Origin of the sequence: Polynucleobacter sp. Nonnen-W13, from assembly GCF_018881735.1 — a bacterium.
GTDB lineage: Bacteria > Pseudomonadota > Gammaproteobacteria > Burkholderiales > Burkholderiaceae > Polynucleobacter.
In genome coordinates, this window is sequence record NZ_JACVPU010000003.1 from 248,460 (window position 1) to 261,305 (window position 12,846).

The 12,846-nt window shown below is 45.7% G+C and carries 16 protein-coding genes; 1 reads left to right on the forward strand and 15 read right to left on the reverse strand.

Annotated elements, in window-relative coordinates; translation table 11 throughout:
• Position 1: 1 nt before the first annotated feature.
• The 8 genes from ptsP to ICN27_RS09835 form a co-directional block, all read right to left on the reverse strand.
• A complete protein-coding gene (ptsP, locus tag ICN27_RS09800; RefSeq protein WP_216269883.1) occupies positions 2–1,753 on the reverse strand; it encodes a phosphoenolpyruvate--protein phosphotransferase in 1,752 nt (583 codons plus the stop codon).
• Positions 1,754–1,755: 2 nt separating this feature from the next.
• Positions 1,756–2,025, reverse strand: a complete 270-nt coding sequence (locus tag ICN27_RS09805; RefSeq protein ID WP_015422104.1) for an HPr family phosphocarrier protein — start codon at positions 2,023–2,025, stop codon at positions 1,756–1,758.
• A gap of 8 nt (positions 2,026–2,033) precedes the next feature.
• Entirely contained in the window at positions 2,034–2,468 is a 435-nt protein-coding gene (locus tag ICN27_RS09810; protein ID WP_215308538.1) for a PTS sugar transporter subunit IIA, read from the reverse strand.
• Positions 2,469–2,470: 2 nt separating this feature from the next.
• On the reverse strand, positions 2,471–3,412 hold the full coding sequence (gene gshB, locus ICN27_RS09815) for a glutathione synthase (protein ID WP_216269884.1): 942 nt from the start codon (positions 3,410–3,412) through the stop codon (positions 2,471–2,473).
• 17 nt (positions 3,413–3,429) lie between these two features.
• Positions 3,430–4,728: a glutamate--cysteine ligase gene (gene gshA / locus ICN27_RS09820; RefSeq protein WP_216269885.1), complete on the reverse strand. Its 1,299-nt coding sequence runs from the start codon at positions 4,726–4,728 to the stop codon at positions 3,430–3,432.
• Positions 4,729–4,834: 106 nt separating this feature from the next.
• Positions 4,835–6,298, reverse strand: coding sequence for an ammonium transporter (locus tag ICN27_RS09825; protein WP_215308541.1), 1,464 nt, complete (start codon positions 6,296–6,298; stop codon positions 4,835–4,837).
• Between the two features lie 13 nt (positions 6,299–6,311).
• The gene (locus ICN27_RS09830) at positions 6,312–6,650 is read right to left on the reverse strand and encodes a P-II family nitrogen regulator (protein WP_011903792.1); all 339 of its coding nucleotides are present in this window, start codon (positions 6,648–6,650) and stop codon (positions 6,312–6,314) included.
• A 25-nt stretch (positions 6,651–6,675) separates the two neighbouring features.
• A complete protein-coding gene (locus tag ICN27_RS09835; RefSeq protein WP_215308542.1) occupies positions 6,676–7,578 on the reverse strand; it encodes a TorF family putative porin in 903 nt (300 codons plus the stop codon).
• A 260-nt stretch (positions 7,579–7,838) separates the two neighbouring features.
• On the opposite strand from ICN27_RS09835, the gene ICN27_RS09840 reads away from it, so the two are divergent.
• Positions 7,839–8,093 carry an accessory factor UbiK family protein gene (locus ICN27_RS09840; protein WP_215325890.1) on the forward strand — a complete coding sequence of 85 codons (255 nt, stop codon included), beginning with the start codon at positions 7,839–7,841 and terminating at the stop codon, positions 8,091–8,093.
• A 22-nt stretch (positions 8,094–8,115) separates the two neighbouring features.
• Here the strand turns inward: ICN27_RS09840 and ICN27_RS09845 are convergent, their stop codons facing one another.
• From ICN27_RS09845 to ICN27_RS09875, 7 genes are read right to left on the reverse strand one after another with little or no spacing between them, the layout of a single operon-like run.
• Positions 8,116–8,691: a hypothetical protein gene (locus ICN27_RS09845; RefSeq protein WP_216269886.1), complete on the reverse strand. Its 576-nt coding sequence runs from the start codon at positions 8,689–8,691 to the stop codon at positions 8,116–8,118.
• A gap of 4 nt (positions 8,692–8,695) precedes the next feature.
• Positions 8,696–9,715 carry a lipoyl synthase gene (lipA, locus tag ICN27_RS09850; RefSeq protein WP_216269887.1) on the reverse strand — a complete coding sequence of 340 codons (1,020 nt, stop codon included), beginning with the start codon at positions 9,713–9,715 and terminating at the stop codon, positions 8,696–8,698.
• On the reverse strand, positions 9,712–10,356 hold the full coding sequence (lipB, locus tag ICN27_RS09855; RefSeq protein WP_215308546.1) for a lipoyl(octanoyl) transferase LipB: 645 nt from the start codon (positions 10,354–10,356) through the stop codon (positions 9,712–9,714). Before lipB ends, lipA begins: the two co-directional genes overlap by 4 nt.
• 9 nt (positions 10,357–10,365) lie before the next feature.
• Positions 10,366–10,635, reverse strand: a complete 270-nt coding sequence (locus tag ICN27_RS09860) for a YbeD family protein (RefSeq protein ID WP_215305480.1) — start codon at positions 10,633–10,635, stop codon at positions 10,366–10,368.
• Between the two features lie 24 nt (positions 10,636–10,659).
• The gene (locus ICN27_RS09865; protein WP_216269888.1) at positions 10,660–11,376 is read right to left on the reverse strand and encodes an alpha/beta hydrolase; all 717 of its coding nucleotides are present in this window, start codon (positions 11,374–11,376) and stop codon (positions 10,660–10,662) included.
• 22 nt (positions 11,377–11,398) lie between these two features.
• Complete coding sequence (locus ICN27_RS09870; RefSeq protein WP_215308548.1) at positions 11,399–11,707, reverse strand: ferredoxin; 309 nt, start codon at positions 11,705–11,707, stop codon at positions 11,399–11,401.
• Between the two features lie 12 nt (positions 11,708–11,719).
• Entirely contained in the window at positions 11,720–12,814 is a 1,095-nt protein-coding gene (locus ICN27_RS09875; protein WP_216269889.1) for a VanZ family protein, read from the reverse strand.
• Positions 12,815–12,846 lie beyond the last annotated feature (32 nt).

Consider the following 12,846-nt stretch of genomic DNA (forward strand, 5'->3'; position numbering starts at 1 on the left):
ATTAAGAGAGCAAATACTCCAATGCTTTAGCCTGCTCTTCAGGCTCATAAGCACGAAGTACCCTAGGGGCACGCGCTTTTAATAGACCTACATTTGCTTTTAATATCTCACGCTTGACTAACAATAGTTGACTGAAATGCATAGAGAAATCAGTCAGCCCAAGGGCAAGTAATAGTTTTGTTAACGCAGGGTCACCAGCCATCTCCCCACAAACAGCAACCGGCACATCAGCGCGCTTGGCTTGATCGATAATGCTAGACAGCAAATTCAGAATTGCAGGGTGCAAAGGGTCGTATAGGTGTGCGACTGCATGATCTGCGCGATCAATTGCCAAAGTGTACTGAATTAAATCATTCGTACCGATAGAAAGAAAATCAAATCGATTGATAAACAACGGTAGCATCAGGGCAGCTGCCGGAATTTCAATCATTGCGCCAACTTGAATATTGGGATTGAATGCCTGACCACGCTGATGTAATTGTTGCTTTGCTTTTTCAATTAACCTCAATGTTTCATCGATTTCTTTGGCATGAGCCAGCATCGGAATCATGATGCGTGCCTGACCATGAGCCGATGCGCGCAAAATTGCCCTGAGTTGCGTCAAAAAGATTTCAGGCTCTGTCAAAGACCAGCGAATCGCTCGTAACCCAAGCGGTGATGCACCAGTTTGAGAAATATCACCACCTCCACCTAGGGCCTTATCGGCGCCAACATCAATGGTTCTAATATTGACGGGTAATCCATGCATTAAATCGACTACGCGACGATATTCTTCGTACTGCCGCTCTTCGTCAGGCAAGGCTTGCTTGCGATCCATAAATAAAAATTCAGAGCGGAATAAACCAACACCTACAGCACCCAACTTTACCGCCTGAATGGCATCTTCGGGCAATTCAATATTGGCAAATAACTCAATCTCGACACGATCAGTTGTTTCTGTCTTAGAATGTTTTAACTGCCTTAGCTTGCGGGCCTCTTTTAATGCTTGGGCTTGTAGCTTGCGATACTCGGCAAGGAGTTGTTCATCGGGCGCAACAACGACAACCCCATGCTCTCCATCTAATATCAACCAATCGCCATGCCGAATCATTTCACTAGCATGTCGCACACCGACTACAGCCGGAATTTCCATACTACGCGCAACAATAGCGGTATGAGAGGTTTTACCGCCAAGGTCAGTTACAAATCCTGTAAAGGCATGGTCTTTGAAACGCAACATGTCATGAGGAGCGATATCGTGAGCAACAATAATGGACTCAACGCCAATATCGGTCGCAGGCAAAAAATCAGCATCGCGTAGAGAGTCCTTTTTCTGGGCATTCAAAGCCTTGACTACACGCTCTGCTACCTGACGAATATCGTTGGCACGCTCTTTTAAATAGGCATCCTCAATATCTGCAAACTGCTCTAAAAGATCATTCAGTTCGGTTGTTAAAGCCCAAGCAGCATTTAACCTCTGAGTGCGAATTAATTTAATAGGCTTCTGCGCTAAAGCTGGATCTGCCAGAATCATGCTGTGGACATCTAAGAATGCAGCCATTTCTTGTGGCGCGTCTTTAGGCAAGCCTTGACGCAATTGCTCCAATTCTTGGCGCACCTGCTCAAAAGCATCTAATAATTTTTGAGCCTCATCCTCTTCTTTACCTGCTTCAACTAAGTAATGACTAACCTCTAATGCAGCACGTGATATCAGTACAGCCTTCCCAATAGCAATTCCCTTGGAGACTGCAATTCCGTGCAAAGCAAAAGTCATCCTTATTCGCCCTCACCAAATCGATCATTGATCAATGCAGTTAAAGCCTGCATTGCCTCATCTTCTTTTTCCCCAACAGTTTCTAGAGTGACCGTACTTCCAATCCCAGCGGCCAGCATCATGACACCCATAATGCTCTTGGCGTTGATTTGACGACCATTGCGAGATAAGAAGATTTCGCAAGGAAACTCAGCAGCAAGCTGGGATAGCTTGGCTGATGCTCTAGCATGTAAGCCCAACTTATTAATAATTTCGATTTCAGCAACAGGCATCGGGAATCCTATTTCTCTGTAGTGGCTTGAGGGGCTTTAGAACCTAAACGCAGAATGCCATTTTGACCGCCCTGAAGCGCTTTATGGGCCAACTCTTCTAAGCCCTCGCCGCGATGAGAAATACATCGCATCAGCATAGGCAAATTGAGTCCCGCTAAAACAATTACGGGGGCATTCAGGCCCGACAGCGGGCCTAGGGCTTCAAGCTTTGATGCCACATTGGCCGGAGTGGCACCCATCACATCAGTCAAAATTAAAACGCCCTGACCCGTATTAACTCCGTAGGCTGCTTTTAAGACTCGGTCGAAACTGACTTTGATATCTTCGTAGGGTGGAACGTCGACAGCCCTCACTCTCTCCGGCATCACACCGAAAGCATGCTCAGCAAATCCAAGCATCGCACTTGCTACTGGGGTGTGGGCAACTATGACGATTCCAACCATGCTTATGCCAATGCCTTTTCAAGCGCGGTTAACCAAAATTTTGGGACATCAAATCCACTTTGCTCAGTAATTTCTACAAAACAAGTTGGGCTTGTCACATTAATTTCTGTGACATATGCACCAATTAAATCTAATCCTACCAAGAATAAGCCCCGGGCATTCAAAATGGGGGCCAAACGCTCCGCAACTTTTCTCTCAGCATCCGTCAGAGGCATTGCTACGCCCTTACCCCCAGCAGCCAAATTACCTCGGATTTCACTACCCTGTGGGATGCGAGCTAGAGAAAATGGCACCACCTCACCGCCGATCAGCAATACCCGTTTATCACCTTGCATAATCTCCGGCAAAAATCTTTGCACCATCAAAGTACGTGCGCCATTCTCGCCAAGGGTCTCAACAATACTTGCCAGATTGATGCCATCTGGCCCAACACGAAACACACCCATACCACCCATACCATCAAGGGGCTTAATCACAATATCTTGATACTCTTGATGAAACACTTCAATCGCACTGAGTTCGCGCGTTACTAAAGTTGGTGGAATGAGTTCCGGAAACTCAGTGATCGATATCTTTTCGGAATGATCCCGAATAGCAGTTGGGCTATTAAATACTCTCGCACCCTGACGAACAGCAGCAGACAGTAGCCAGGTGGCATTAAGATATTCAATATCAAATGGCGGGTCAGTGCGCATCATGACTGCGTTAAAGGTATTTAGTGGGCGCTCTTCTACAGCGCCCAATTCAAACCATGTTCTACCGCTTGGTTTGATATCGAGAGAGGAGCAATCTGCCACTACAAAATCATTTCTCCAAAGGATATTGCGACTTTCGCAAAACCAAAGTTGATGCCCTGCTTCTTGCGCAACTCGCATCATTGCTAAGGTGGAATCTTTACTAACCTTAAAAGACTCCAAAGGATCCGCAATGAAAAGCAGGTTCATGTCAGCATCCGAATAGATTAAGCAGATTCAGCATTCGGATCAGAGCGCTCTAACTCTAGAGAGGCCGCCAGCAGGGCTAGACGAGCAACGACGCCATATAGATAAAAACGATTTGGCGGTGCACTGCCAGGCTTTGCGCCCAGATCTGGGATAGAGTTTTGCTCAAATGCTAAAGGTACAAAATGCATCCCTGGAGCATTCAAATTTTCATCAGGGCCGCGGTCAGTATGCACTCGATAGAAGCCACCAATCACATAGCGATCAATCATGTACACCACCGGCTCCGCAACAGCTTCATTGACCTTCTCAAAGGTATAGACACCTTCCTGAATCAATACATCACTTACCTCAAGACCTTCTTTTACAACACTCATCTTATTGCGGTCTTTGCGGTTCAGGTCTTTGAGCTGGGCCGGATCATTTACCACCATCACACCCATGCCATATGTACCAGCATCTGCTTTGACAACTACGTATGGTTTTTCTTTAATCCCGTACTCACGGTACTTCTTGGCAGTCTTCTTAAGAACTTTCTCGACAGCATTCTGCAATTCTTCTTCACCCTTACGCTCATGGAAGTTCACATCAGAGCAGCTTGCAAAATAAGGATTGATCATCCAGGGATCAATATCAACTACCTTTGCAAACTTTTTAGCGACCTCATCGTAAGCAGCAAAGTGTTTCGACTTACGGCGGACGTGCCAGCCAGCATGCAGACCCGGCAAGAGATACTGCTCATGCAGATTTTCTAAGATCGGAGGAATGCCTGCTGATAAATCATTGTTCAGCAAAATTGAGCAAGGATCGAAATCCTTTAACCCAAGACGTTGCTTCTTCAGACCCAAACGAGATAAAGGCTCCATCAAGAGGCGATTGCCATCAGGCAGATCAATCCAAGTTGGCTTTTTAATTTCATCAGACAAGGTGCCTAGGCGGACATTAAGTCCCGCTTGACGCAGGATCGAAGATAAACGCGCAATATTCTGTAAGTAGAAAGTATTGCGAGTGTGTCGCTCAGGTATCAATAGTAAATTTTTTGCCTCAGGGCAAATCTTCTCGATTGCCGCCATTGCCGCCTGCACCGCTAAAGGTAACATTTGGGGTGATAGGTTGTTAAAACCACCTGGGAAGAGGTTTGTATCAACTGGTGCAAGCTTAAAGCCGGCGTTACGCAAGTCAACTGAGCAATAAAACGGCGGGGTATGCTCTTGCCACTCAAGCCTAAACCAGCGCTCAATCGTTGGGGTTGCTTCTAATACCTTTGACTCAAGATCGAGAAGGGGGCCGCTTAGGGCAGTGATGAGATGTGGAACCATTTCACCATTGTAAGATTTTTTAAAAGAAAGACGCGGAATCCGAGGATCCCGCGCTTAAAAACCGGGCAGCTAACTAAAGCCGCCCAGTAAGGGGTAAAAAAGCTAATTAAGACTCGTAAGCGGACTCACCGTGGGAGCTGATATCCAAACCTTCGCGCTCTTCATCTTCCTTAACGCGCAGGCCAACCACCATATCAACCAATTTGAAGGCGATATAAGAAACTACGCCAGACCAAATTAAGGTCACGATCACGCCTTGGCTCTGAATCCACAATTGGCTAGCGATAGAGTAATCAGGGGCTGCAGCATTCGCTACATAATCCCAAATGCCTGTTCCACCTAAAGCTGGGTCTGCGAAAACACCAGTTAACAAAGCGCCCAAGATACCGCCAACGCCGTGCACACCGAATACGTCCAAGCTGTCATCTGAACCCAAAAGCTTCTTGAGACCAGAAACACCCCACAAGCAGATAACGCCAGCAGCCGCACCGATTACGAGCGCACCCATTGGGCCAACGAAACCTGCAGCTGGGGTAATTGCCACTAAACCTGCTACGCAACCAGATGCACCACCCAACATGGAAGGCTTACCTTTGTGAACCCACTCAGCAACTGACCAGCTCAATACTGCTGCAGCGGTTGCCAATAATGTATTTACGAATGCCAAGGCTGCACTGCCGTTTGCTTCGAGAGCAGAGCCAGCATTGAAACCAAACCAACCGAACCACAATAGTGAAGCACCAATCATCACGAACACTAAGTTGTGTGGCTTCATTGCTTCTTTGCCGTAACCCAAACGTTTACCGATCACGAATGAACCTACCAAACCTGCGATCGCAGCATTGATGTGGACAACGGTACCACCAGCAAAGTCTAGAACACCCTTCTGCCACAGCCAACCAGCACGCGCTGTGATTGCCTCAAGCGATGCAGCATCTTTGATGTCATCAGGACCAGGCCAGAACCAAACCATATGAGCGATTGGTATGTAGCTGAAAGTGAACCAAAGAATGACAAACAACACAATTGCAGAAAACTTTGCGCGCTCGGCAAATGAACCAATGATCAAGCAGCAAGTAATCGTTGCAAATGCAGCTTGGAAGGCCATAAATACATACTCAGGAATCACAATGCCTTTGCTAAATGTTGCGGCAACTGAATCTGGAGTAATACCTTGCAAGAACAAACGATCAAGTCCACCAATGAATGCGCCACCTTCAGTAAATGCAAAGCTGTATCCATAAAGGGACCACAACACTGTGATCAATGCAAATACAAACATACACTGTACGAGTACAGAGAGAATGTTCTTACTGCGTGTCAAGCCGCCATAAAACAAAGCCAAACCAGGCAATGTCATCAAGATTACTAGTGCTGTACACACCAATAACCAAGCTGTATCACCCTTGTTAGGAACTAATGCAGGAGCAGCAGCAACTGCAGCCGCAGCCGCAGCGGCAACTGGCTTAGCCTCATCAGCAAAAGCCGGTGAAGCTACCATCACGCTAGTTGCGCCAATAGCCAAGGCCATTGCGCTTCCAGCTAGGAGTCGTTTCATCCAAGTTAACATTTTGAACCTCTCTTTAAAGTGCTGACGCGCCGGTTTCACCGGTACGAATGCGAATGACGTGTTCAACTGGGGAGACAAAAATCTTACCGTCGCCAATTTTTCCAGTACGAGCAGATTTTTCAATTGCTTCAATCGCTCGCTCCAAGATGCCATCTTCAACAGCAGCTTCAATTTTTACCTTCGGCAAAAAGTCAACTACATACTCAGCACCGCGATACAACTCAGTGTGACCCTTTTGACGACCAAAGCCTTTAACTTCAGTGACTGTGATGCCCGAAACTCCCACTTCCGAGAGAGCTTCGCGCACTTCGTCAAGCTTGAAGGGCTTGATGATTGCGGTAATTAATTTCATATGTTTCTCCGTTCAGAGGAAGGAATTAGAAAGTTTTTGTTAAGGAAATTAAACCGCCAGCTTTTCCAGCATTAGCATTTTGTGGCGTTGCATAAATTGGGGTGCCCGAGATACTTTTGGCATTTGTACCAACATAGGCAATAGCACCAGATAAACCGCCTCCAAAATCTTTAGTTAAACCAAGTTTCCAGTCTGCATAACTAAAATTATAGTTCCCAGAGTTATTCGTAACCTTCTGATAGCCTGCATGGCCGTTTAATGTAATACCATAAAAGCCTGTATCGTGATTAATTGTCAAATCAGGATACATAGAACCTGTGCTGTTATATATTCCAAAAAGTGGTGTTAATGCATACGACAATTTTATAAAACCTGTTGTTGGGCCGAATGTAAAGTTCTGTGCCGCATAAAGTTCTGTAGTGTTTGGATTCACACCAGCAGATTGACGTGATCCTGCGGCACTTAATGTTGCAGTATTTGATGCAGCTGATGCTCTAGCATTCAATCCCATGCCTGGCAATCCAGATGTAGGATAAAAGTACTGCAAGACTCCAACATCGCTTGCAAAGCCTTCGCCGATAAATTCTTTCTTAAAGCCAGCGTAAAAATCCATTTCTACCTGCGAGGAAACTGTAGCTTTGTTAGGATATCCAGAAGCACCATAACCATCACTAATCCAGCTGATAGAACTATTCCAGTTACCAATATAAAAGCCACTCTCATGAGCGTAATCAAATCCACCTTGGATGGCTGGCTTAAAGTTTGACTGAGTTAGACCGCGATAACGGTAGTCATTCACCACTGTTACGTTGGCTGTAATAGGGCTGGCTTCTGGAGCCTCAGCTGCAGGAGCTGTCTGTGCAAATGCTGCTGTTGCGAATAAGCCAGAAGCTGCAAGAGCGATGGCTGACTTTTGAATCGTTTTCATATGAAACTCCTTAGTGGTCATAAAAAAGGGATAGATGCTTTATTGCATGAAGAGATCATGAAGGCTGGGAGGCTAATGGATTTGTCACAATTCACCTAAATAAGGCTTATGCACAATTTTGGTGCTTAGATATGCACTATTTTCGTTCATTTAGGTGCATATGCAGCATTTTTTAGTTGGTTTTGCCTGTTTTTAGCTCAACAACTTAAAATACCCTCTGTATCTTTTAAGCAAATTTCAATAGAACGGCGGTCAGCATTATGCAAAAACCAGGCGAAATCCTAGAACAAATCCAGCGTATTGCTAGCGATATGCAGAACAAGGTTGGTGATGCCATTCGCAATTCACCAGCGCAAGAGATTGAAAAGAATGTGCGCGCCATGATGAATCAAGGTTTTCAGAAAATGGACTTGGTTACTCGCGAAGAGTTTGAGCTGCAATCTAAAGTTTTGGCAAAGACTAGAGAGAAGTTAGAGGCTCTTGAAGCTAAGGTAGCCGCCCTAGAAAAGTCTTAATCAGAATTTTTTCATCTGGAAACTATTCCGGATGAAACTCATCAAAGAAACTTAAGTACGCGTCTTCAGAGAAAAACGTTTTGGCATCCACTCGTACTGGTGCAGTATGCAAAACCGAAATCTGATAAATCCAAACCCCATTATCTGGTGTCATTCTGGTGATCCAACGAACCCGCATTGACTGCTCTACCCTGCCCGAAGATTTAAATTCTAAAAAATAATCTTTAGTGGCGGCACGCTGTTTATTTGCAGTCCGATAAAGCGCATCAACACTAACGGCACTCCCCAGAGTTACATTTGCGCGATTCAATAAGTTACCTTGCACCTGCTCTAATAAATTAGGCGCTAGGCTAGCTTGCTCTTGACTCAAACGAATCGAACTCACCGAATAAATATCATCCTCAATTTTGACTGCTTCCAAGGTTTGTGGAATTTCTTGGCTTTGATATGGCAGTCGTCGCTCAATCTTTTCAGGCTTACCTGGAAAGAGAGCGCTATAACCCTCTTGTGGAGACTGCACAGTCCGCCAATCTAATTTAGGACTGCAAGCAGAAAGTAGAAATGCAAGTGCCAGAACTACGCCAAACTTTTGAAGCATAAGTTTAGGTAACACCTGCACTGTGTGCTTGCTCATCTGCATGATAGCTAGAGCGCACCATCGCGCCCACAGCAGCATGTGAGAAGCCCATTGCATAAGCTTCTTCTTCAAAATGCTTAAAGACATCTGGATGGACATAGCGCTGCACTGGGAGATGGTGACCAGACGGTGCTAGGTACTGACCAATCGTCAGCATATCAATATTGTGCTCACGCATATCACGCATCACCGCTAAGATCTCTTCGTCCGTCTCGCCCAATCCCACCATCAAACCACTTTTGGTTGGAATATGTGGAAAGCGCTCCTTAAAGTCTTTCAGCAGCTTCAATGAGTGTGCGTAGTCTGCGCCAGGACGCGCTTGTTTATACAAACGCGGTACGGTTTCTAGATTGTGATTCATGACATCAGGTAGGCCTTTTGGCGCATGCTCAGAAAAAATATCTAAAGCCTTATCTAAGCGGCCACGAAAATCTGGTACCAATACTTCAATACATGTATTCGGGGAGAGATCGCGTGACTGAGAAATACAGTCCACATAATGCATCGCGCCACCGTCACGTAAATCATCGCGATCTACGCTAGTAATCACCACATAATTTAATTTTAGAGCAGCAATCGTGCGCGCTAAATTACCCGGCTCTTTTGTATCTAGTGGATCTGGTCTACCATGACCTACATCACAAAATGGGCAACGGCGTGTACATTTATCACCCATGACCATGAAGGTAGCCGTACCTTTACCAAAGCACTCACCAATATTGGGGCAACTTGCTTCTTCGCAAACGGTGACTAACTCATTTTCTCGAAGAATCTTTTTAATCTCAGAAAAGCGAGAATTTCCAGAAGCAGCTTTTACTCGAATCCAATCGGGCTTTTTGAGCACTTGCTCCAAGGGAATAATCTTGATTGGAATACGTGCAGTCTTCTCGCTCGACTTCTGCTTGCGCGAGGCGTCGTAGTTAAGATCCTGTCGACTATTGCTACTAGTGACAGTGGAATCGAGATCCGGCTTATTGGTGGTCATGATGAAATCAGTTGCTTTTGCAAATGCCCCAAAAGGGTTTGGCTAATAATGTCTATATTGTCCTTGATCCCAAGAGTTTCCATATCGATCGTCTTTAAGCCCTCATAACCACATGGGTGAATTCGGGCAAAAGCAGCTAAATCGGTCGATACATTTAGAGCAAGTCCATGATAAGAGCACCCTTTGGAGACCTTGAGACCTAGGGCGGCAATCTTGGCACCTCGATACCCTGCCTGTATTGAATCCTCCTGAGCAAGATAAATACCAGGTGCGCCAGCATGTCTTTCTGCCTGAATAGCAAAATCTGCCAATGTATCAATTAAAGCCTGCTCAATTCGGTTGACAAGCTCTTTTACAAAAATGCCCAAACGCCTCAGATCGAGCAGTAAATACACCACGATTTGTCCAGGTCCGTGATACGTGATCTCACCGCCACGATCAACCTGCACTAATGGGATTTGATTGCTGGGAGAATGCAAGTTGCTCGCATCTCCCGCTAAACCCAAAGTAAAAACTGGGGGATGCTCAAGAATCCAAATTTCATCTGGGGTATCGCCATCTCGCTGCTGCGTAAAATCTCGCATCGCTTGATAAGTTGACTCGTATTCAGCTATCCCTAAATGTTTTACTAAAAAACTCATGCGGATAATTTAGAGGACAACACTAACCAAGGGATGCGTCGATAAAGTACGGTACAACTCATCTAACTGCTCTCGACTAGTAGCAGTGATTGGCAATGTAATACCTAGGTAATTTCCATCTTTAGAGGGTCGCTGCTCAACCTTGCTCTCATCGAACGTGGGGTCAAATTGGCGGGCAATGTGCAAGATTGCGGGCAAGTATTCTGGATTGGCTTTGCCCATTACCTTAATCGGAAACTCTGATGGGTATTCAATGAGGGATTTTTTATCTTCAGTCATATTCTTTTAACTTTTCTATTAACTCTATTGATTGCGATGATCAGGCATACCCAACCAAGCGCTAGTAATGATGTTACGTATGCAATGTAAACGTCGGTGGAAAAAATGATCGGCACCTGGTACCACTTGTACTGTTAACTCTTGAGGGCGCGCCCAATCTAAGACATCGATCAAAGGAATAGTTTCATCCACCTCACCATGAATCAAAATCGTATCAGCAGGCACAGGTGCTAAGACCCATTTTCCAGCCGCACTACCCACCATGACGAGCCGCTCAGCTGCGCGCCCTAGCTCTGCCAAGCGCTGCACTAAATGGGTTCCAACGAAGCTGCCAAATGAAAATCCAGAAACCACTAAAGGCAAAGTATTGGCAGTCTGTACCCATGCCTGTTGAGCAGTCGCCTCAAATTGATTCCAGCTTGAAGGCGTGCGCATCCAATCAGTGACGTATAGTAGGTCTTCCATCTCACCAATGCCATCATCATGTACACCGGCAGTAGCCCCTACTCCGCGAAAATTAGGACGCACACTAACGTACCCCAATTGATTAAAAGCACGTGCCATGGTTTGCGCCACTTTGTTATCCATCGTTCCGCCCATCAGTGGGTGTGGATGCGCAACTAAAGCTAAACCTCTCACCAAAAAATCAGGATTATTTTTTAATTCATCTGGTAGATCAATCGACATTTCGATTTGACCCACAACGCCATCAATCTGAATTATTTTTGTACGACTGTTCATGAAGAAACTTTCTGAAATCTTTTCAAGCTAACTGCAGACGCTCTACTGGGCGTCCTTGCATTAAGTGTGACTGGATGATTTCTTCCACATCTTCAGTGTCAATAAATGTGTACCAAATGCCCTCTGGATAAATGACCGCCACCGGGCCATCGGCACAACGGTCTAAACATCCTGCTTTATTAATGCGAATTTTTCCGGGGCCAGATAAGCCCAATTCTTTGACACGCTTTTTTGCGTATTCAAAAAGAGCAAAAGCATTATGACGATCGCAACAATCTTCGCCATTACTGCGCTGGTTTAGGCAGAAAAAAACATGGTGCTTAAAACTCATATGTCATCTCAATCAAGGTTTTAAATTAAAGGTGGCTCTATTTCGGATGACCCAAAATAATGCCAATGGCAACCATACTACTGAAACCCATTGCATTAATTCATTAAAGTGTAATAGCCGACCTTGATACCAATGCCGTAATGTCAAAATGAAATACGGGTTGTCTGGCAGGAAATTAATCACCAGGGTGGCAGTAACTAAACAGGCGATTGCAAGCCAAGCTTTACTGGGTAAAGAAAATTGGAGAGTCCATCTAAGCAATAGACTGCCTAGCACCATCCCCCAAATAGCCCCCGCCGTGAGCCACAACAAGCCAAATTCCGCACCGAACTGCAATGCCGTAAAGGCAATCTTGACTAAAACAGTGAAGCAAAGGAGGCTGTTTAAGATTTTCCATTGGGGCGCTTTTTCGCGCATCCCCAATGACAGTAAGAGCCCTGTACCAAGCCAACAGACCGCCGTAATAATCGATTCCTGGATGACATGATTTACCACCATAGTGCCCCAATCAACGGAGGCAAAAATTGCATGCCCCCACACCCCCGTACCTAACCAAGAGCTCTGTGGATAGATCTGAGCCCAGGGGAAAAGTAGAAATAAGGCACAAGCAGCCCAGTTCAAGCCAAACCATTGGTCAAAGCAGCGACGAACTGCGCTCCCAGAAAGCCACTGGGGACCTAATGGAATGGCTAACAAGCCGCCCATCAAACCGCCCAACACATTGGCCCACCAATCCATTTGGCTCGGAATGCGGGTGGGCAACCAAGTTTGTAGCGACTCAACACTAAAAGCCAATGCAGCACTAAAGCTCAAGGCGACGCTTAAGGCAACAAAATTACGCCAACGTGGGTAGCAGGCAAAGACCAGCAGAAACCCAAGAGGGATATAGGCCAAGACGTTGACTGACACATCAAATAGCGTAATAAAGCGGGGTAAAGGCGCATCCAACCATGCCCATGGGGCGATCCCATTATCAAAACTGAAATCGAAGGGATTCAGGCTGACATAAATGATTAAAAGCGCATAGCTCAAGCTAATAGCCCGAGCCAAAGGCATTGCCTGGAGAGGCCAAACAAACTTGCGAGGACGCTGTTCTTCGTGTTGCATTCCCTTATTCTAGGTCAGCCAGCCTAGATCTT

Bases quoted from the DNA above. Each gene is read 5' to 3' on its own strand.
- ptsP (WP_216269883.1), bottom strand. From the start codon at position 1,753: ATGACTTTTGCTTTGCACGGAATTGCAGTCTCCAAGGGAATTGCTATT.
- ICN27_RS09805 (WP_015422104.1), bottom strand. From the start codon at position 2,025: ATGCCTGTTGCTGAAATCGAAATTATTAATAAGTTGGGCTTACATGCT.
- ICN27_RS09810 (WP_215308538.1), bottom strand. From the start codon at position 2,468: ATGGTTGGAATCGTCATAGTTGCCCACACCCCAGTAGCAAGTGCGATG.
- gshB (WP_216269884.1), bottom strand. From the start codon at position 3,412: ATGAACCTGCTTTTCATTGCGGATCCTTTGGAGTCTTTTAAGGTTAGT.
- gshA (WP_216269885.1), bottom strand. From the start codon at position 4,728: ATGGTTCCACATCTCATCACTGCCCTAAGCGGCCCCCTTCTCGATCTT.
- ICN27_RS09825 (WP_215308541.1), bottom strand. From the start codon at position 6,298: ATGTTAACTTGGATGAAACGACTCCTAGCTGGAAGCGCAATGGCCTTG.
- ICN27_RS09830 (WP_011903792.1), bottom strand. From the start codon at position 6,650: ATGAAATTAATTACCGCAATCATCAAGCCCTTCAAGCTTGACGAAGTG.
- ICN27_RS09835 (WP_215308542.1), bottom strand. From the start codon at position 7,578: ATGAAAACGATTCAAAAGTCAGCCATCGCTCTTGCAGCTTCTGGCTTA.
- ICN27_RS09840 (WP_215325890.1), top strand. From the start codon at position 7,839: ATGCAAAAACCAGGCGAAATCCTAGAACAAATCCAGCGTATTGCTAGC.
- ICN27_RS09845 (WP_216269886.1), bottom strand. From the start codon at position 8,691: ATGCTTCAAAAGTTTGGCGTAGTTCTGGCACTTGCATTTCTACTTTCT.
- lipA (WP_216269887.1), bottom strand. From the start codon at position 9,715: ATGACCACCAATAAGCCGGATCTCGATTCCACTGTCACTAGTAGCAAT.
- lipB (WP_215308546.1), bottom strand. From the start codon at position 10,356: ATGAGTTTTTTAGTAAAACATTTAGGGATAGCTGAATACGAGTCAACT.
- ICN27_RS09860 (WP_215305480.1), bottom strand. From the start codon at position 10,635: ATGACTGAAGATAAAAAATCCCTCATTGAATACCCATCAGAGTTTCCG.
- ICN27_RS09865 (WP_216269888.1), bottom strand. From the start codon at position 11,376: ATGAACAGTCGTACAAAAATAATTCAGATTGATGGCGTTGTGGGTCAA.
- ICN27_RS09870 (WP_215308548.1), bottom strand. From the start codon at position 11,707: ATGAGTTTTAAGCACCATGTTTTTTTCTGCCTAAACCAGCGCAGTAAT.
- ICN27_RS09875 (WP_216269889.1), bottom strand. From the start codon at position 12,814: ATGCAACACGAAGAACAGCGTCCTCGCAAGTTTGTTTGGCCTCTCCAG.